Annotated in this window: 12 protein-coding genes; 3 read left to right on the top strand and 9 right to left on the bottom strand. The window is 59.6% G+C overall.

Annotation, left to right across the window (positions count from 1 at the left end; translation table 11 throughout):
* Positions 1–63 precede the first annotated feature (63 nt).
* From AC1Q80_RS14665 to AC1Q80_RS14635, 7 genes are all read right to left on the bottom strand, one after another.
* A complete protein-coding gene (locus tag AC1Q80_RS14665) occupies positions 64–1743 on the bottom strand; it encodes an ABC transporter ATP-binding protein/permease (protein WP_492360877.1) in 1680 nt (559 codons plus the stop codon).
* Between the two features lie 129 nt (positions 1744–1872).
* Positions 1873–4224 carry an ethanolamine ammonia-lyase gene (locus AC1Q80_RS14660; protein ID WP_492360876.1) on the bottom strand — a complete coding sequence of 784 codons (2352 nt, stop codon included), beginning with the start codon at positions 4222–4224 and terminating at the stop codon, positions 1873–1875.
* Between the two features lie 58 nt (positions 4225–4282).
* The gene (locus AC1Q80_RS14655) at positions 4283–5602 is read right to left on the bottom strand and encodes a glucoamylase family protein (protein WP_492360875.1); all 1320 of its coding nucleotides are present in this window, start codon (positions 5600–5602) and stop codon (positions 4283–4285) included.
* 2 nt (positions 5603–5604) lie between these two features.
* On the bottom strand, positions 5605–9453 hold the full coding sequence (locus AC1Q80_RS14650; RefSeq protein ID WP_492360874.1) for a GH36-type glycosyl hydrolase domain-containing protein: 3849 nt from the start codon (positions 9451–9453) through the stop codon (positions 5605–5607).
* 22 nt (positions 9454–9475) lie between these two features.
* Positions 9476–11932, bottom strand: a complete 2457-nt coding sequence (locus AC1Q80_RS14645; protein ID WP_492360873.1) for a phosphoketolase family protein — start codon at positions 11930–11932, stop codon at positions 9476–9478.
* Positions 11933–11986: 54 nt separating this feature from the next.
* Positions 11987–13015 (bottom strand): alcohol dehydrogenase AdhP, encoded by a 1029-nt coding sequence (gene adhP / locus AC1Q80_RS14640; protein WP_492360872.1) that lies wholly within the window; start codon positions 13013–13015, stop codon positions 11987–11989.
* Between the two features lie 65 nt (positions 13016–13080).
* The gene (locus AC1Q80_RS14635; protein ID WP_492361074.1) at positions 13081–13746 is read right to left on the bottom strand and encodes a CBS domain-containing protein; all 666 of its coding nucleotides are present in this window, start codon (positions 13744–13746) and stop codon (positions 13081–13083) included.
* A 272-nt stretch (positions 13747–14018) separates the two neighbouring features.
* Between AC1Q80_RS14635 and AC1Q80_RS14630 the strand changes: the two genes are divergently transcribed.
* Together AC1Q80_RS14630 and AC1Q80_RS14625 are read left to right on the top strand one after the other, a co-directional pair.
* Positions 14019–14690 (top strand): DUF938 domain-containing protein, encoded by a 672-nt coding sequence (locus AC1Q80_RS14630; RefSeq protein ID WP_492360871.1) that lies wholly within the window; start codon positions 14019–14021, stop codon positions 14688–14690.
* Between the two features lie 210 nt (positions 14691–14900).
* Positions 14901–16010, top strand: a complete 1110-nt coding sequence (locus AC1Q80_RS14625) for a sulfite oxidase (RefSeq protein ID WP_492360870.1) — start codon at positions 14901–14903, stop codon at positions 16008–16010.
* Positions 16011–16366: 356 nt separating this feature from the next.
* Here AC1Q80_RS14625 and AC1Q80_RS14620 read toward each other — a convergent pair whose 3' ends face one another.
* Positions 16367–16570 (bottom strand): cold-shock protein, encoded by a 204-nt coding sequence (locus tag AC1Q80_RS14620; RefSeq protein ID WP_173422118.1) that lies wholly within the window; start codon positions 16568–16570, stop codon positions 16367–16369.
* A gap of 522 nt (positions 16571–17092) precedes the next feature.
* A complete protein-coding gene (locus AC1Q80_RS14615) occupies positions 17093–17983 on the bottom strand; it encodes a GntR family transcriptional regulator (RefSeq protein WP_492360869.1) in 891 nt (296 codons plus the stop codon).
* Positions 17984–18216: 233 nt separating this feature from the next.
* On the opposite strand from AC1Q80_RS14615, the gene AC1Q80_RS14610 reads away from it, so the two are divergent.
* The gene (locus AC1Q80_RS14610) at positions 18217–19308 is read left to right on the top strand and encodes an isocitrate/isopropylmalate dehydrogenase family protein (RefSeq protein WP_492360868.1); all 1092 of its coding nucleotides are present in this window, start codon (positions 18217–18219) and stop codon (positions 19306–19308) included.
* The last annotated feature ends 104 nt before the right edge of the window (positions 19309–19412 follow it).

The raw sequence follows: 19412 nt of genomic DNA, 5'->3' as shown, positions 1-19412 counted from the left end.
CCGTCGATAGTCGGCGCGGTTGGCGTATGCGCAGTAGCTGCCCCTTGCTGGGACTGCCGGTGGTCACAAGCGGATGGCTTTCCAAGCCCACTGACCGTCCTCGTGGCATTCCAGCACGGCGTCGTAGAGGTTGCGTTTATTGGATCGTTCACCGTTGTTGACGCACGTGATCGACTTTGCGGAAAAGAGATGCAGCACCCTGTCGAACTGGTCTTGCCGCAGCATTGACTCGACGCGATCCATAAAGACGAACTGTGGTTTCGACAGGAGGACCTTGGCGATGGCCAGGAGCTGTTGGTCGCCCAGCGAGATTTCTCTATTTTGTTCTTTGCCCAGCCCTTCGACATCGCCGGCGAGTTCCTCCAAGCCAAGTTCTCGCAGGACCTGCCGGAGCCGGGCATCGGAGGTCGCGCTGACTTCCCCCGGAGGAAGCAGAATTTGTCGCAGCGAGCCAGGCGTCAGGTAGGGTCGCTGCGGGAGAAACATGAGGTCTTCCGGGCCCGGTCGAATGATCCGACCGGCTCCCGCCACCGGGATCCCCGCAGCCGCCCTGAACAAGGCTACCCCGACGGCCGGGCTGGCTCCCGTAACCAGCACCCGGCTACCAGCAGGTATGCTTATCGAAAGGTCATTCAGAAGAGGCGATCCATCCGGCAACCGCAGTGTCACCCGCTCAAATGCGAATTGTCCCTTCTGTTCTTCGAGTTCAATGCGCGATTCATCGCTTGTATGGGTTCGTTCAATCGCTTCCAGCAATGAACTCAGACGAGAAACGACTGCGGCAAAATTCGAGATCGAGTTGAACTGGCGAATGATCAATGAAAATGCGCCGACGAGCATCGCAAAGGCTGCGCCCGCCTGGGTGATGACGCCAAACTCGATTTCGCCTCGCATGAAGGCCGGGGCTATGATGAGGTCCGGAATAATCTGGATCATCCAGTTGTAGCCGTTGGTGAAGAAGCCCAGGTTCCGGTTGACGGCGATGATACTGCGAATGTTGGCGACCAGATCGTCAATGCGGTGCAGCAAGCGGGTTCTCTGCCGATCCTCGCCGCGCGTCACAAGAACGGATTCGGCGTTTTCACGAACGTGAATGAGGCTGGAGCGGAAGTTGGCCTCCTTGTCGAGCCGGTCGTAGTTCAGATCAATGAGCGGTCGACCCAGGACGATCGTCATGTAGGAACCGGATGCCGCGTAGAGGACGGCCACGCCAAACAGCAAGGGACTTATGGACCAGAGCACGCCGGAGAAGCTCACCACCGTCAAAGCGCTGCTGAACAGCATGATGACGTAGGAAAGCGTCGTGACGGTGAAGGCGCGGATATCCTCGGCAATGCGCTGGTCCGGATGAGCGAGTTGCCCGGATATGTCGAGGCGATAATACGTCCCCTCTTCAAGATAGAGGTTCACGGCGCGGCGCGTGAGGAATTCACGCCAAAGCAAGGCCAGTCGCTCTTCGGTGAAGCGGGCGATGACTCCGACAATGGTAAGGATAGCGAAAACGCAGATATAATAGACCGCCTGTCGGACGAACTCATCGGTCTGGCGCTCCGCGATGGCGGTCATGAAGTTTCGGCCGACATAGTTGTTGACGACATTGAGACCGTTCAAGCCGAACAACAATGCCACGAGCCCGGCGAACATCAGCTTCGCCCTCCCACCTACCTCGGAGCGCAATAGAATTCGCACGGATCGCAAGAAGCGAGCCGCCGTCACTTTGAGTGACGCTTGCTGGGTCTCCATGCCGTTTTCCTTCGCGAAAACGCCAGCTGCGAGGATGGGGCCCTAGAAAGCGGGCACCAAACCTCCAATCAGGGCCATTGCCCGTCAACCTTTTGCGGATCGCACGGCGCGCCGTGCGATGGCGGCTGCCTACCCATATCTCCTGCTATTGTTAACCTGTTTACCAACGATCTCCCTGATGATCGTCAGGGTTTCCCTGGCAGCGTCTCGCGGGTGCAGCGCGGTGTCAGCTACATTGCTCACAAGTCTCGTGGCATCGTGGTCGATACCCTTCTGCGACCATCGCTTGCCCTTGGCGACCGTGATGTAGACCGAGTATGCGTGGTGCGTTGTGCCCGGTCGCTCACCGATAATATGGAGAATCCCCCTCAGACTGTCTGGGTCCGACTTCTCAAAGAGCGTTTCGCCGATGCGATATCCGGCCCGCACTCTTCCACTGGTCACGAGGATGTTGTCTTCGCTCATGGTGACACCGGCGTCCGAAAGCAGCTTGCGCACTTCCTCCAGGTAAGGTGCAAGATGCCCGTCGTCCATGATGGCCTTGGCGTTAAGGCCGTCGGAGATGACGATCTGGCCCTTGGGCATATCGTTTCCCCAGGAGGCCCTTATCCGTTCAATCTCCCCAATCGACTCCGGGCTCAGCGTCTCACCGGTGGTCGGGTGCGCGATGTAGTCGTTCCGATCCTTGGAAAGGGTGCGAACGGGAACGACGTTGGGGACGGCCGCGATAAACCCCGGTGTAAGTTCGGCCCAAAGAGAGACTTTGGCGTCGTCATAAAGGCCCCTGACTTTAGCGGCGAGAGCCGGATTGAGGTCCCAGATCTTCTCCCCATGCCCCATGGCCAGGTCGACGCCCCTCGCTTCGACTTCCCGGACCTTCTCACGACCTTCATCGTAGATCGCGTCCTGGGGCCTGCCATCACCCTTGGCGAGGCGATATTGGTAATAGACCCACAGAGGATCTCCGTAATACCTGGTGAAACGCCCGTCCTCGCCAACGACCCCGATGCGCTTGTAGAAATCCCACATCGCGTCGTTGACCTTGAAGCCAAATTTGTCCCTCACGCGCACATGATCCTGGAATGCAGTCGTGAGATAGCTCAGCATGGGGTCGTTCTTGGTCGGCAAAGCAATCAGATAGGCGGGGTTGGCGGGCATGATCTGGTCCTGGCACCAATCGAGATCGTCCAGGCTCACCGTCATGTGCAGCGTGGTGCAAACATCGAGGCCGATGGTCAGCCCATGGAGCTTACCCATGACCATGTCCTCCAGACAGCACCGCACGAGTTGTTCGCGGCTCTTGAAGACCTCCGGTCCAATAAAGCCGGCAACATCATTGACATGGAGCCAGGCACCTTCGGGTTGGACCTTTGCGAGTTCGATGCCGACCGCTCGGCTGAAACCATACTTCCGAGACTCAAGCACCACCATGTCGACACCGTTGGCGACACTGTTGGTGAATTCCGAACCTTGCCCTGTTTCAAAATAAAGACCGTAACGCTCTCCGGCCTTCGCCTGTGCGTATTTGAGGATCTTCTCATTGGTAATATCGAAGATCTTGTTGCAGTCATCCGTTCCGGCGAGGCTCTGGAACATCGTGGAAACCGTTCCCGGGAACCTTTCGCTCACCTCGCTCTGGACGTCGATGTGAGCAAGCACGCACCACGGGATGACATCGCCCAGTTTAAAGGTGTCCACGATGTCCTTGAGCGCACGCTCCACCGTGACGACGCTGTCAACAGTGCTGTCCACCGGGTTGGTGCCGATGACGATGTCGCCCGTTGCATAGGAAAATGCGTCGAAGACCTGCCACATAATGTCGTCTGGGTGGTCGGTTGGCGAATTCGGCTGGATACGCGCACCCATGTAGCCCTTGGCCCCCAGCTTGGTGCCCGGCATGACGTTGAAAATCTTCTGACTGACGGTGATCAGTTCTTCGTTGCTCATCAGTTTCGGCACGCATCCGATCGCGTCGCTGGTGAGGCCGTTCATGATGGCTTTGATGCTTTCCTCCGGCTCTTTGAGGAGAAATTCCTTCAGGTCACCCAAAGTCCACTCTTTGATCTGCTCGAACTGGGCCTTGTCGGTCGTCTCCCAAATCAAACGCTGCAGATCGTCCTCGAACAATGGGTGCTGATGGAGATTGCTGATTGTCGTCCTTGTCAGAAGGCTGCGCGCATAGCGCCGTGTCGCGTCGTCTTCGGCGCCAACTCCAATTGTCTGGTCGCCTTCCTTGAATTCGTTCGCAGCGCCGATGACCTGCTGATAGGTCTTCTGATCGAAGCTGCCCTTGGTCCTGCTGACATAGGCAAAGACGTCCTCGTCCGGCTTGATCTCCACGATCCTGACGGCATGTTCGCTCGCCGCCGCTTGCGCTGCATGACTGGAACTGGACAGCGCAGCAGCGGCAGTTCCGGCAATAATCAGGAGATCCCGTCTGTACAATCCGGCACTTTGATTGGAGAACAAGCCCTTCCTCATGGCGATTTCCTTTCATCAGAAGGCCGCTCCCGGCCCTGGATTGAACGACGCGGAGCGCTTACAGCCAACCGCCGGAAAAGCCGGCGCGGCGCAGCCCCCTCACCAGGGGCTCTGATCGGCGCATGATATTCCACAACAGCCCGGTCCTGTAGTTTTCGATCATCAGCACCACGGGCCCCTGGTCGATGCCGAAGTGGTGGGGGCTGACCCACCATCCCGCCTCGGCACCTTCCACGGCATAGCTCCGGTTGAACGACGGTTTGAATCCGTAGAGGCGCGTCATGCCGAGATTCATGCGGGCAAAGTTCCAAACCGTTGGAATGACGATCTCCGGAGCAAACGGTAACGATGCGACGACGGCCCATGGAGACACCGTTCCGTCGTCCGGTCCGAAGGGTGCACCGCGGGCAAGGTAGTCGAAGAATTCCCTTTCGACGCCGTCGACGGTGCGCTTGACCCATCCTGGTCCGTCGCTAGCCGTGAAGCCCCAGCAGAATTCGCCGTATCCGGCGAAGTTCAGCGGGTTGTGGATGGCATATTGCTGTTGGACGTAGGTCGCGTGCCGGCTGTTTTGGAAATAGTCGCTGTCACGTTCGCGCATGAATTCGTCACGGATGCCGCGGAAGTCGATCCACATATGCGAAAGCTGGTGGGTGAACAGCGGTCCCGAATAGAGTAGTTCCCGCCCATAGAGGTTCCGCCAGTCGTAGCTCTCGGTATAGGCGGAGTAGGATTCCGGTGGCAGCGGATGAGTGGGCGATCCAAGGCCTAGGATGTAGAGCAACAGGCCTTCGTCATACCCGCGCCAGCGATAGGGAATAAAGCCGTTTTCCGGTCGCCAGCCATGGGTCAGCGTGAGTCCGTGATCGCGGGCCCAATTCCAGTCGGCGCGTTCATAAAGTTCGTTTCCCAGCCGACGAATTTCCGCCTCTTCCGGCGCATCGGCGTCGAAGTAGGCGGCCACCGTCAGTGCCCCTGCGAAAAGAAACGCTGAGTCGATCGTCGACAGTTCGCATTCCCAAACGCGCCGGCCAGTATCGATATCGAGGAAATGATAGAAGAAACCCTTGTAGCCGGTGGCGTCAGGCTCCGGCCCCTGCGGACATTCCAGGAGAAATTGCAGTCGCCTGCGGGCAATTTTTGCCGCGAATTTGCGGATGACAATGCCCCGCTCGACAAGCACGGGGATTGTGGCAAGCGCCATGCCGATAGCGGCAATGCTTGCGGGTGCGTCTTCTTCCGTCTTGTCGCGAACGAGCCCGTTGTCGGGGTTGGTGCAGTGCAGATAATAGAGCAGTGTCGTGAATTGCAGCCGGGCGAGATCCTGCTCGGTCGGTATCCGGCTCAGTTCTTCATCTGTCGACTGCGCTTGCGACATGGTCAGCCAACCACGAGATGTATGTTGTGATCTCGTCCGTCGTCCACGAGTGGAACACTCAGATCACCGACACTCTTGCCGTCGAGGGTCAGCGCATAGGAGCCCTGTCCTGATTTGGCATCATTGCGTACCTTGATCCGGTAAATCGACCTCCCGTGTCGGAAGTCGACTTCGTATGTCGACCATTCCGTCGGTATGCACGGTTTCACGAAAAGCCGATTCCCCTGACGGCGAATGCCGAGAATAGCTTCCAGCCCTACACGATACATCCAGGCGGCCGATCCGGTGTACCACGTCCAGCCGCCACGGCCGGTATGAGGCGGTGCACCGTACACGTCGGCGCTGACAACATAGGGTTCGACCATGTAGCGCTCGGCGTCTTCAGGTGAAAGGGAATGGTTGATGGGATTGAGCATGCTCCAGAGCTGAAACGCGCGATCGCCGTCCCCAAGCAACGCGGTTGCAAGGGCCACCCAAGTGGCTGCGTGGGTATATTGGCCGCCATTCTCCCGAATGCCGGGCACATAACCTTTTATGTATCCAGGCTGCAGCGAGCCCTTGTCAAACGGCGGATCGAAAAGCTGAATTAGCTTGCTCTCGGTGCGAACGAGCCTTTCCCAAACCGCTCGCATTGCCGTAGAGGCGCGTTCAGTATCGGCGGCGCCCGAGATGACCGCCCACGCCTGAGGTATGGCGTCAATCTGGCATTCGTCGTTGAGGGATGAACCAAGGGGAGTGCCGTCGTCGAAGTAGGCACGGCGGTACCAGGATCCGTCCCAGGCATGGCGCTCCAACGACACGCGCAATGCCTCGGCTGCGCCAGTACACCAGGCGACCCGATCTTTGTCTCCCATGACTTTCGCGATCGCGGCAAATGATCCGAGCACGGTCAGGAAGAACCACCCGTTCCACACACTCTCACCTTTGCCCTCGGCGCCGACCCGGTTCATGCCGTCGTTCCAGTCGCCCGTTCCCATGAGTGGAAGCCCGTGGCGGCCCAGTCTCAAACCTTGATCGAGCGCCCGGCAGCAGTGATCATAGACGGTGCCGCGCTCTTGGCTGACCCCGGGGACCTCGAAGCGTTCCTCCTCCTGGTTATTAAGGGTTGGGGATACGATGAAAGGAACCAGCTCGTTCAGGAGCTTGTAATCGCCAGAGATCGTCACGTAACGATGGACGACGTATGGCAGAAAATACAGATCGTCGGTCATGCGGGTGCGCACGCCCGCGCCCGATGGTGGATGCCACCAATGCTGAACGTCTCCTTCGGTGAACTGGCGGGCGGCCGCGCGAAGGATGTGAGCGCGCGTTTCTTCAGGCGCGCTATGGACGAGGGCGGCGACATCCTGGAGTTGGTCGCGAAATCCGTAGGCGCCGCCGGACTGGTAGAACCCTGTTCGAGCCCAGATGCGGCAAGACAGCACCTGATAGAGCAGCCAGCGGTTCATCATGAGGTCAAAGGCCTTGTCGGGCGTACGAACCGTGACGGAGTTCAGCAACTGGTCCCATTGGCGGGAAGCCTCTGCCAGCGAACGCTTTGCACTCCCCGGTTCGGCGTGTTCTCGGACGAGCCTGCGGATCTCTTCGTGATCTTTTGCCTGTCCCAGCACGAAGACCAGTTCGACGGTTGATGCCGGTGAGATTGAAACGTCGACCATGAGGGCGGCGCACGGGTCGAGCGGGGATCCGAGGCGCCCGTCGAGCTCCAGGCCTACCAATCCCGCCGGCTGAGAAATTGACCCCTCTCTGCCAAGAAACCCGAGCCGGTCGCATGTGAAGGATCGCACCGGCGCACTCGATGCCACAAATGCCAGGTCTCCGGAAAATTCTCCCGCCCCGCGGCGCGCAGCGACGATGGCACTGCTTTCGATGTCGAATTCACATTCGATCAGAGCGTGCCCGTCTTCCCGCAAGATGCCGAGCACCCATTCAACGAAATAGGTGGCGGTGAGATTGCGTGCATATCTTCCATCGTTGCGCAAGGAGAGGCGGACGATCTTGACCGTGGCTGCAACCGGCACATGGACGGTCAGTTCATGATGAAGGAGCCCCAGATCGCTCTCGTATCGCGTGTAACCCTGCCCATGCCGCACTGTCGTCGCTGAGGCCTGCCCGAGAGGCAAAGTCGTCGGCGTCCACAACGTCGCTGTCGACTCGTCGCGCAAGTAGACAATTTCGCCGGGCTGATCTGAAACCGGATCGTTTGACCAGGGCGTCAGTCTGTTCAACTGACTGTTGCCTGCCCAGGTGTAGCCAAGACCGCTGTCGCTCGTCATGCAGCCGAATGCGGGATTGGCAATGACGTTGCACCACGGCATCGGTGTCGCGCGATCGCCGCCTGTCGCGATTACGTATTCGCGCCCGTCTTTCGAGAAACCTCCGCGACCATTCCAAAAGTGCAGGCCGTCTGGCCCCGCTCGACGTTTTGCACCCACGCCGGCAAGGGGCGTTTTCGTCGGTTTCCAGATCGGCAAAGCGATCGCGGGCGCTGGAGCGAGTTGCTCAGCAAGCGACCCGCGACCACAACATAGTACCGCACGAGCCCTGGCCGCGATGGCATCCCCCACGTTGTTGGTGTCCAGCACATGGATACCTCCGGCTTTGCCCAGCGTCGCTTTCATATGGACAGATGCCTTCGTGCTCAGTGGCAATATTGCACTCGCCCCCGTCTCGTCGAGGATGGCAAGATCGAAGGGAAATCCGCGACCGGTGATGAACGCGTGGGCGTTGACGGCGGTATCTAGCAGGGAGGATTCACCCTGTTTGTCCATGCGCAGGAGCAGAATAGGGAAGTGTCCCGAGATGCCCGATAACTGGAAGCTGCTGTCATCGGTATGCACCTGAGCGGTCATGTCATGAGGGCCCGAGTGCGAAAACAACAATTGCCCCGCCAGCCGATTGTAGAGGGTTGCCTCTTCGGGGGAGGGGGATGGAAGGCCGCCGTCATCGGCGCGGCTGGCAGTGGCGTCAGACAAGGCGCGACGAGCGGCACCGATGTCGGCGAACCGCTTTGCTATCGTTGCTGCCGTTTCCTCATCCTCCGCAGCCCCAGTTGTAAACGCAACCTGTTGCATTTCGGCCGGAGCGAGAACGACCACTCGGCGCAAGCTGAAAATAGGGTCGAGTACGGGGCCAGTCGTACCTGATAGGTGTTTTCCCGGCACCAGGGCGTCTGGATTTGTCGGTGCCCTCTGCCGGCCGAGAAATCTGTATCGATCGCTGTCGTACTCCACCCTGCGATGGGTTTCGTCGCTTGAAGCCGATACGTGCACCGCCCAGATCGGCTTCTCCGCCCCACTGCGCGGTCGGCGCCGCGCGAACAATGCTGTTTTCTCAGTGTCGAAGCGGGTTTCAATGAAAAGCTTGGCAAATGCCGGGTGTGCGCTGTCGGCGCGTCGGCTGTTGAGGCATATTTCGGAGTAGCTTGTCAGCTCGATCCTTTTCGTTTTGCTTCCGGTGTTGCGCAGGAAGAGCACGCGAACCTCCGCATCGCAATCGGGCGCGACGCAAACCTCCCACCGGATGTCTATGTCCCCGTAATGACAGTGGTATTCGGCGCGATCGACGTGAAAAGAATGTTGGTAGGCAGCCGCTGGATGACGGATCGGTTGTCGCCCGATTGTCCAGACTTCGTTGCTGTCAAGGTCTCGGATGTAGCAAAACTGGCCCCAACAGTCGCGCGTACCGTCTTCTCGCCAACGGGTGATGTCGAGGCCGCGCCAGGATCCATATCCAGAGCCGGCCTCCGTAAGAAGGACGCTGTATCGACCGTTCGACAGGAGGGAGACATTCGGCAGCGCACCTGCCTCGCGGCTTGCGCTGACACCACTCTTGCCAACCGGATGAACCATCAAACCGACCCTTCAATCAAAACTAGACATTGTCACCTTCCGTCGACGTCGATGCCTTTGTTTGTCCCGAAGCTTTGACGCCCCATTTCCAGCCGGTGATCGACGGCATGTCGTCGCCATGTTTCTCGATGTAGTCGCGGTGCTCGAACAGCTTGGCCTGAATGGCCTGCTTGAAATAGGCGGCGCGGGCGCCGAGTTGCGGCAGGCGGTCGATGACATCGCTGACCAGGTGGAAACGATCGAGCTCGTTGAGGACGACCATGTCGAACGGCGTCGTTGTCGTGCCTTCCTCCTTGTAGCCGCGCACATGCAGGTTGCCGTGGTTGGTCCTGCGATAGGTGAGGCGATGGATCAGCCATGGGTAACCATGGAAGGCAAAGATGATCGGCTTGTTCCGGGTGAAGATGCCATCGAAATCCCGGTCTGAAAGGCCATGGGGGTGCTCTTCGGCAGGCTGTAGCTTCATCAGGTTGACGACATTGACGACACGCACCTTCACTTCCGGCAGGTGCTCGCGCAGTAATTGCACCGCCGCCAAGGTCTCGAGCGTCGGGACGTCGCCGCAGCAGGCCATGACGACATCCGGCTCGCTGCCTTCGTCGTTGCTCGCCCAATCCCAGATGCTGACGCCCATGGCGCAATGGCGCACAGCCTGTTCCATCGTCAGCCATTGCGGCCCTGGTTGCTTGCCCGCCACGACGACGTTGATGTAATTGCGGCTGCGCAGGCAATGATCCGTGACGGAAAGCAGCGTATTGGCATCCGGCGGCAGATAGACACGCACGACTTCTGCCTTCTTGTTGACGACGTGATCGATGAAGCCGGGGTCCTGATGGCTGAAGCCGTTGTGATCCTGACGCCACACATGTGAGCTCAGGAAATAGTTCAGCGACGCCACCGGCCGGCGCCACGGGATCTCGTTGCAGACCTTCAGCCACTTGGCATGCTGGTTGAACATCGAATCGATGATGTGGATGAAGGCCTCGTAGCAGGAGAAGAACCCGTGGCGCCCGGTGAGCAGGTAGCCTTCGAGCCAGCCCTGGCACTGGTGCTCGCTGAGCACCTCCATGATACGGCCATCCGGAGAGAGATGATCATCCTCGGGGTAGATCTCGGCCATGTAGCACCGGTTGGTGACCTCGAGCACGTCCTGCCAGCGGTTGGAATTGTTTTCGTCGGGACTGAACAGGCGGAAGTTGCGGCTGTCCATGTTGGCCTTCATCACGTCTCTTAGGAACGTGCCCATGACGCGGGCGGCCTCCACCGTGGTCGCGCCGGGTTGCGGGACATCGACGCCATAGTCGCGGAAGGCCGGCATCTTCAGATCGCGCAGCAGCAAGCCACCGTTGGCATGCGGGTTGTCGCTCATCCGGCGGTGTCCCGAGGGTGCAAGCGCGGCAAGTTCCGGCCTCAGTCGCCCTTCGTCGGTGAAGAGTTCGTCCGGGCGATAGCTTTTCATCCATTGTTCCAGGATTCGAATGTGTTCCGGCTTGCTCATCTCGCCCATCGGAACCTGATGCGATCGCCAGTAGCCCTCGCATTTCTTGCCGTCGATTTCTTCCGGGCAGGTCCACCCCTTCGGTGTGCGGAAGACGATCATCGGCCAGGCAGGTCGTTTCACATTCCCTCTTTTTCGAGCGTCATCCCAGATCAGCCGGATCTCGGCCATGGCCGTGTCGAGCACGCCTGCCAGCTGCTGGTGAACGCTCGCCGGGTCATCGCCTTCGACGAAATATGGCTTGTAGCCCATGCCTTCGAAGAATTTGCGGAGCTCGTCATGCGGGATGCGGGCGAGGAAGCACGGGTTGGCGATCTTGTAGCCATTCAGATGCAGGATCGGCAGGACGCAGCCGTCGCGAGCGGGGTTCAGGAACTTGTTGCTTTGCCATCCCGTCGCCAGTGGACCGGTCTCGGCCTCGCCGTCACCGACGACACAGGCAACGATGAGGTCGGGATTGTCGAAAGCTGCGCCATAGGCATGGCTGAGCGCGTAGCCGAGCTCGCCGCCCTCATGGAGGCTGCCCGGCGTTTCCGGCGCCACATGGCTCGGAATGCCGCCGGGAAAGCTGAACTGCTTGAAGAGCCGCTGCAGGCCTTCGCTATCCTGGCTGACGTTGGGATAGAACTCGCTGTAAGTCCCCTCCAGATAGGCATGGGCCACAAGTGACGGCCCGCCATGTCCCGGACCGATCACGTAGATCATGTTGAGATCGTCGCGCTTGATGATCCGGTTGAGATGCACGTAGAGCATGTTGAGGCCGGGCGAAGTCCCCCAGTGGCCGAGCAGGCGTGGTTTTATGTCTTCTCGCTTCAGGGGCTTCCTCAGGAGCGGATTGTCGAGCAGATAGATCTGGCCGACCGAAAGATAGTTCGAGGCCCGCCAATAGGCATCCATCAGGCGAAGTTCGTCTGCCGTTAGTGGCTTTGCCGGTTTTGCGGATGCTGCCTCGTTCATCGATGCTGTGTCTGGCGTGACCATCTGACCCTCCTGATCGACAAGACTTTGCTTGGACTTTCGGCTGACTGTGACGCGTTAGTGCAGTCGCAGAACGATGCGACCGTCGATCTTGCCTGCTTCCATCCGATGGAAGATGTCGTTGATGTTCTCGAGGCTCTCCCAGGAAAAATGAGGTTTCACCTTTCCTTCCGCCGCAAAAAGCAGGGATTCCTCCAGGTCCTGGCGGGTGCCGACGATCGATCCACGCACGGTGATGCGCTTGAGCACCGTCTCGAACACAGGCAGAGACATCATTCCCGGAGGCAGGCCGACAAGTGCCATTGTTCCCTTCGACCGCAGGAAGCCGAAGGCCTGTTCCATGGCGATGGGAGACACCGCGGTCACAAGGACCCCATGAACGCCGCCATTCGTGGCGCGCGTTACCTGCTCGATGGCATCCTCCGCCTTGCCGTTGACGGTGATGTCAGCGCCAAGCTGCTTGGCCAGGGCCAGTTTCTCTTCAAAAATATCGGCGGCGACAACGTTCATGCCCATGGCCTTGGCATACTGCACTGCCATGTGGCCAAGCCCTCCGATGCCTGAGACGGCCACCCATTCGCCCGGGCGAACTTCCGTCTCTTTCAGCCCCTTGTAGACGGTCACCCCCGCGCAGAGGACGGGCGCGGCAGCGCCGAATTCCAGGCTCCTAGGAAGGCTGCCGACAAAATCAGGGTCGGCCAATCCAAACTCTGCAAACGTACCGTTGACGGAGTATCCGGTGTTGGTCTGCGAGCCACAAAGGGTCTCCCAGCCGGTTCTGCAATAGGGACAATAGCCACACGCGGAGTGCAGCCAGGGGACGCCGACCCTGTCACCCTCCTTGACCCTCTTCACGCCGGTGCCTGTGGCCGCGACGAAGCCGACACCTTCGTGCCCGGGTACGAAGGGTGGCGACGGCTTTACCGGCCAGTCGCCGTTTGCCGCATGCAGATCCGTATGGCACACGCCCGTCGCTTCGTACTTGACCAGTATCTGCCCCGGTGCGGGCGTTGGAACTGTCATCTCCTCGATAACGAGCGGAGCGCGAAACTGCCGTACGACAGCCGCTTTCATCGTCTTTGCCATTTCCATGTTCCTCCAGCTTGGTAGACCCCGAAGATGCATTGAGGATAGGAAGGGAAGGTACAGTGCTAGTGCGGATACGGTTCCGGGAAGTGCTCGACCACGCCTCTGACGCCGCGAATGTTTTCTGCGAGTATGCGTGCGGCCCTTCGGCATTCGGGTGCTTCGACGTTGCCCCACAGGTGCACGACGCCATCGCTGACCGCGACTGTGACATCCAGCCCTTCAAGGCCCGTGTTCTCTCCGAGTCGCACCAGAATGCTGCGGCGGATCGCATCGTCGCCCAATGCGGTCTCGTCATGTCTTGCTGACAGGATTGCCTGCAACAGATCGGCGCGGCTGATGATGCCGACAAGAACGTCGTTTCGAAGGACGGGAATGCGCTTGATGCCGCGTTCCTGCATCAGCGCCGCCACCCGCGAAACGGACGCGTCTTCATTGACCGTTACGGGATCAGCGGTCATCGCGTCGCCAACCCTCCACGACGACCGCCGCAGATAGGCGTTAGCCCTGACTTCGGTCGTTAGGGAGGCATCTATAACAGGCACACCGCCGCCAAGCTCAATCCGGCGGATCAGGTCGCCTTCCGTGATCAGGCCCACCAAATGCCCGTCATCGTCAACGACCGGGAGACCGCTAACGTGATTGTCGAGCATGATCTGTGCTGCTTGCCTGACACTGTTGTCTGGTGAAAGCTTGACGACAACTGTCGTCATCACATCCTGGGCGAGCATGTCGATCCAACCCCCGATAGGACTTGTTGGCACCGTCATCAGGACGGGTAAGGTAAACCCATCCCGGTCGTTCGACAACCTGTTCGCTTAGGACCGGTTATTCCTTGTTGACCGGAGCAGGCGATGCAGAATGCATCTTTCACGAGAATGTCACATTCTCCGAGGTGTACGCGCGTGCTGACGACATCATTCTTTAGCCCGAACTCCTTGGTTTCAGTCCCATCATTTCAGTTATAAGATGGGGGACATCGCCCAAAGGGGATTCAAGGCCAATGCCCCCAGAGCAGAAGGACCGTTCGCCTGTTGCGCTGGAACAGCGCGACGTAAGCGCCGACCAGCGCATGTTCTCACCTTCCGCTGCGCGGAATTCGGCGCCGATCCTAGCGGTCCTGAAACGTATCCTTCCTGCAGGTGGCGCCGTGCTGGAGATTGGATGCGGGACCGGCGAGCACGCCGTGTGTTTTGCGGAAGCAATGCCCAACCTCACCTGGCAGCCGAGCGATCCGGATGCCGACGCCCGCACCAGCACGTCTAGCTGGATCAGATACGCAGGGCTGAAGAATGTGCTGGCACCGCGGGATATTGATGTGTGCTCAGGACAATGGGGCGTCGAACAAGCGGGGCATTTTGACGCCATCGTGTCGATCAATATGATCCATATCGCGCCATGGGCGGCAAGCTTAGGATTGTTCGCAGGAGCTGGCCGTTTGCTTCACGCTGGTGGGCTTCTTCTTCTCTACGGCCCATTCATGTGCAAGGGGGCACACAACGCCCCCTCGAACGCTGCTTTCGATGCGGCTCTAAAGGAGCGCAACCCATCTTGGGGTGTGCGTGATATCGCTGATCTTGAACAAGTTGGTGAGGCCGTTGGACTTACTCTCCGCGAGACGATCGAGATGCCTACCAACAATAGGTTGCTGGTCTTCGCCAGCGGTAGTGCTTGAACGACAAGTGGGCGCAAAAGAGACGTGGGCCTATAGCAGCATTCGCGCCCTTTGGTTCCGTTCGAGGTCGATCCGAGGACCGCGCGGTATGTGCTAGAGTGCGGCCGAAGGCGGAACGCGAGACGCACTACGAGGGGCGGTGTCATCGAACCGGAATTCGCGCGAGCGAGTGCCGCGTTGTGTGTGCTCTTGGAAGGGGAGACCAGGACTATGTCGACACAAGAGCAACCCAGTCTGATCGTTCGACAGAAATCCCCACAGAACACCGAGTTTCCGTTTGCATCGCTCTCCGATTGGCTGATCCCAACGGGGCTGTTCTTCGTGCGAAACCATTTCCCCGCGCCGGACCTCGATGCGCGAGACTGGAGATTACACGTTGGCGGGGCGGTGGAGCGGCCGATCGAACTTGACCTCGACAGCATCAAGGCGATGCGGAGCACGACTTCTACCGCCGTCGTCGAGTGCGCAGGGAACGGCCGCGTCTACTATGTGCCCCCGAAGGAGGGGTTGCAGTGGCAGAACGGTGCCGTCGGCAACGCCACGTGGACAGGCGTTTTTCTGCGCGAGATTTTGGAAATGGCGGGCGTTAAGCGAACCGCACGTGAGGTTCTGCTCGTGGGCGCAGACAGCGGCGTCGTCGACACGAACAGGAAGACGGCTTCTCCCGGCCCCATCGCTTTTGCCCGCAGTTTACCGCTTGAGAAGGCCATCGCGGACAGCACGATCCTTGCCTATTCGATGAACGAGGAGCCGCTTACGCGCGATCACGGCTACCCGCTACGCGCGGTCGTGGGTGGCTGGTACGGCATGGCTTGGGTCAAGTGGATCACGCATATCACGGTTCTGGAACAACCGTTCCTTGGCTACTGGCAGGCGCGGGACTACTTCCGTTGGGAGCGCAACCTCGGGGAACCCAGGCTGGTCCCTCTCGCGGAGATGGAGGTCAAAGCGCAGATCGCGCGACCCGTGCAGGGGGCGCGTCTCATCGCCGGCCAACCGTATCGGATTTTCGGAGCCGCCTGGAGCGGCGAGGCTGCTATCCGGCAGGTGGAGGTCTGCACCGGAGATGGTAGGGGTTGGCGCGAGGGAAAGCTTCTCGAAACAGAGCGTCCCTTTGCATGGCGCTTGTGGGAGTACACGTGGACCCCTGAAGAAGTGGGGCCATATAAACTGCGATGTCGCGCGATCGATGGGGCGGGGTGCGTGCAGCCCGACCTGCAGCGTTCCGACTGCGAGAGCTACGCGGCCAATTGGATCGTTCCGGTGGAGGTTACGGTCGTTCCGGAGCCACAGACGTATGAGGAGGAATTCGTGATCTAATCACTCGCACGGGGCGGAATGGCGGCTTGGCGCAACTGCGAACCGCGTTGCCACAACGGCGGCCGGCGGCGCGACGACCATTATAAGGGCGCGAAGCGGAAACAATGTCCGCTTTCAGCCCTGGCGGGAACGGGGCCGACCGCGCCGGAGCACCAGGCACGGACGCTTCCTAGTCCCCGACTTCGATTCATCGCAGCCACTAGACTGATGCGGTTGGCTGGGACGTGTCAGGCCCGCCCAACCTTTACTTACGAGATTGAGAACCTGCGAAGAGGTGTCCCAAGGCCCGGCCGCTCGCGCGGCCGGGCAGGTAGGGAACGTAAAGAAGCGAATTCCCGAGGTGTAGGATACGATGTTCAGGCTGACCGAACGTTTTCGGCCTTCGATTTTCCGGTCTTGCGGTCCTGGCCAAGCTCGTAGCTGACCTTTTGGCCGTCGCGCAGTGAGGTTGCGCCATCAAGCGCCGAGACATGGACAAAAACGTCCTGTCCACCGTTATCGGGCGTGATGAAACCAAAACCCTTGTCCTGGTTGAAGAATTTAACAGTACCGGTTGCCATAGTCATCCTTGTCAGCTTGAGTGTTCTGCGTTTTACCGCAGAACCTTATCCAGCGACGGCCCTGGCGGCAATCACGCATGCGCCAGCACTGAGAATTTCGGACTCGAGGGGGCGGCGAGCGGAAGCGGCTCGGGATGGGTAGGCATGGGCTCGGCTCGGTCCGGTGGTTGATGCGAAACCGCGCGAATGGGCGTTTCGTGGCAAAAAATGCGAGCGCTCATAACAGGCCGGCCGGCGCCGTTCAGCATCTTCGTAAAGCAGGCGGCGGATGGCCTGAGCTCCCAATCTCGTGTGGGCGGCAGGGCACAATCGGAAATGCTAGGGCTGTTCATCGGGCAGGGGCGCGGACTGAAGAAGGACACCTGCCCGCAACGGGCGCATTACCCAGCAAGGAGGGGTCGGCGAGCAAGGCATCAAAGCCAGCTTCGCTACCTCAGCTCACTTCGCTTGCGATGATGCTGATGCGCTCCCGGTCGGCGCAGAGGACGTTGACTGAAGAACGAAAAGGTGTCGGGAGGAGCTCTATTCCCTCTGTTCCCGTGCAACCGTTTTCAATCGGCTGAGGTCTTCAAGGTGCTGTGCCATGAAGCGGGAAGCCTCCTCATTTCTTCCGGCGAGAATAAGGTCGAGCAAGTGCAAATGCTCGCGGCTGCGCTCGCGGGCGCTCTTTCGCTCCAGCATCTGCCGATAATCGATAAGGCGACGCAGGCGGTCGAGACGACGCAATGAGTCAATGAAGAAGCTGTTCTGACAGCATTCGATGATCGCCTCATGCATGCCACTGTTCAGCTCGAACAGCTTCGCATCGGATACCGTCCAGATTCCGCCGTCGACCAGCCACTGCTGCTCATCCCGGCAGCGAAGGAGGGCCGGTCGGTTGAGTTTAAAGGTTGGCTCCAGAAGGGCCGCCGGCTCGATCAGCAATCGAAAGCGATAGCTGTCTTCATAGGCCTGAAGCGACGTCAGCACAGGCAGGAAAGCCCAGCCGTTGCCCGGAAGCCGTTCGATCCATCCTTCGTTGGCCATTCGCAGCAGGATCTTGGAGAGACGACCTTTGGTCAGGCCATAGCGTCGGAGAAACTCGCTTTCCGTGATCCTTTCCGGGAGCCTTCCGTGCAGGCGGTCGTCGGCAATCGTGAGATAGATATGCTCATCGTCTTCCGCGGCCGCCGATTCCAGAGAGTGTTTCTCGGCCGCCAGAACATCGGCAATGATGTAGCCGCCGCCCTCGCTTTGCTTCAACACGCCGATGTCGTGCAGCAATTTCATGGCGTTTCTGACCGGCGACCGCGAGACGCGGAACTGTTCGGCGAGCTTCCGTTCGATAAGGCGATCACCTTCAGCGAGCCCGTCTGTGCGGATATGGGCGACGATCTGGTCTGCGAGATTGGCAATCAACGGCGTGGTCTGCACGGCTAAACTCCCGATTTCATTCACCTATGCCACAGGCCAACGATTTCGCCAAGAGAATCTGGTTTTTTTGGCTTGCAAAATACCATGGGCTTCGGTACTTGGTATTTATGAGGAGAAAAAGACCAGGATTGGTCTGGAGGGCTCCAACTTGATCGCTGCTTTCCAACGTTGGTGCACCGGCCGGCGAACGATCTCATGTGCCCTCAATTGCCTCCTGAACGGGTGAGGAAAAAATGATGCTCAAGCTACTCGTGCTGCCGGGCGATGGGATCGGACCAGAGATCACTGCTGCGACTTTGAACGTGCTCAAGACCACCGGCGAGGTGCTTGGGCTGAACTTCGACTTCAAGGCGTTCGACATCGGACTGAAGTCCCTGGCAGAGGTGGGCACAACGCTGCCCGAAGCTGTGCTCGCCGAAGTGCCGAAGGCCGACGGCGTCATTCTCGGTCCGGTTTCGCACTACGAGTATCCAGCGCGTGACAAGGGCGGCATCAATCCGTCGGGCGAACTCAGGACGAAGTTCGAGTTGTTTGCCAATGTGCGCCCTTGCCGCTCGAGGGAAGGGTTGACCATCCTGCGCAAACCGATGGATCTCGTCATCGTTCGCGAGAACACCGAGGGCTTTTATTCCGACCGGAACATGTTTGCCGGCTCGGGCGAGTTCATGCCCGACCCTGACATGGCGTTTTCCATCCGCAAGGTAACCGCCAAGGCGTCGTCGCGCGTGGCAAAGGCCGCATTCGAGATCGCACGGGGCCGCCGCAAGAAAGTGACGGCCGTGCACAAGGCCAATGTCGTCAAGCTCTCGGATGGCCTGTTTCTGCGGGAAGTGCGGAAAGTCGCCGAGGCCTACCCCGATGTTACTCTGGACGAGCTCATCGTCGACGCTGCCGCTGCCCATCTCATTCGCTCCCCGGACAGGTTCGACGTGATCGTCACGACAAACATGTTCGGCGATATCCTGTCCGACGAGGCTTCCGAACTTTCCGGTAGCCTGGGGCTCGGCGGTTCGATCAATGCCGGCGAGAACATTTGCGTGGCCCAGGCCCAACACGGTTCGGCCCCCGATATCGCCGGCAAGAACATCGCCAACCCGACGTCGCTCATCTTGTCGGCGGCCATGATGTTGGAATGGCTTGGCCGGCGGAGGAACGACCCCACGCTTCTGCGCGCATCTGCGGTCATCGAAAACGCGGTGGAGGCGGTCCTGAGTCGCCCCGTCATGCGCACCCGCGACGTCGGCGGAACGCTCGATACCGATGCATTCACAATGAAGGTCGTCGAGGCGATCCGGGCTGGAGCGACCGCCAGCACCGCGGCCTAGCGGCTGCGCATCAATTCCCGAAAGGGGCTGGCCGGCATGTGCTCCGGTGATCCTGGAGGAGGGGGCTGATCGGCAGTCCCTGGGATCGAATAGTACAAACCATG

The sequence above is a fragment of the Ensifer sp. GW823-FHT05D09 genome, from assembly GCF_058795755.1.
The sequence above is the reverse complement of the archived record's forward strand: the minus strand, read 5'-3'. Positions and strand labels throughout refer to the sequence as shown.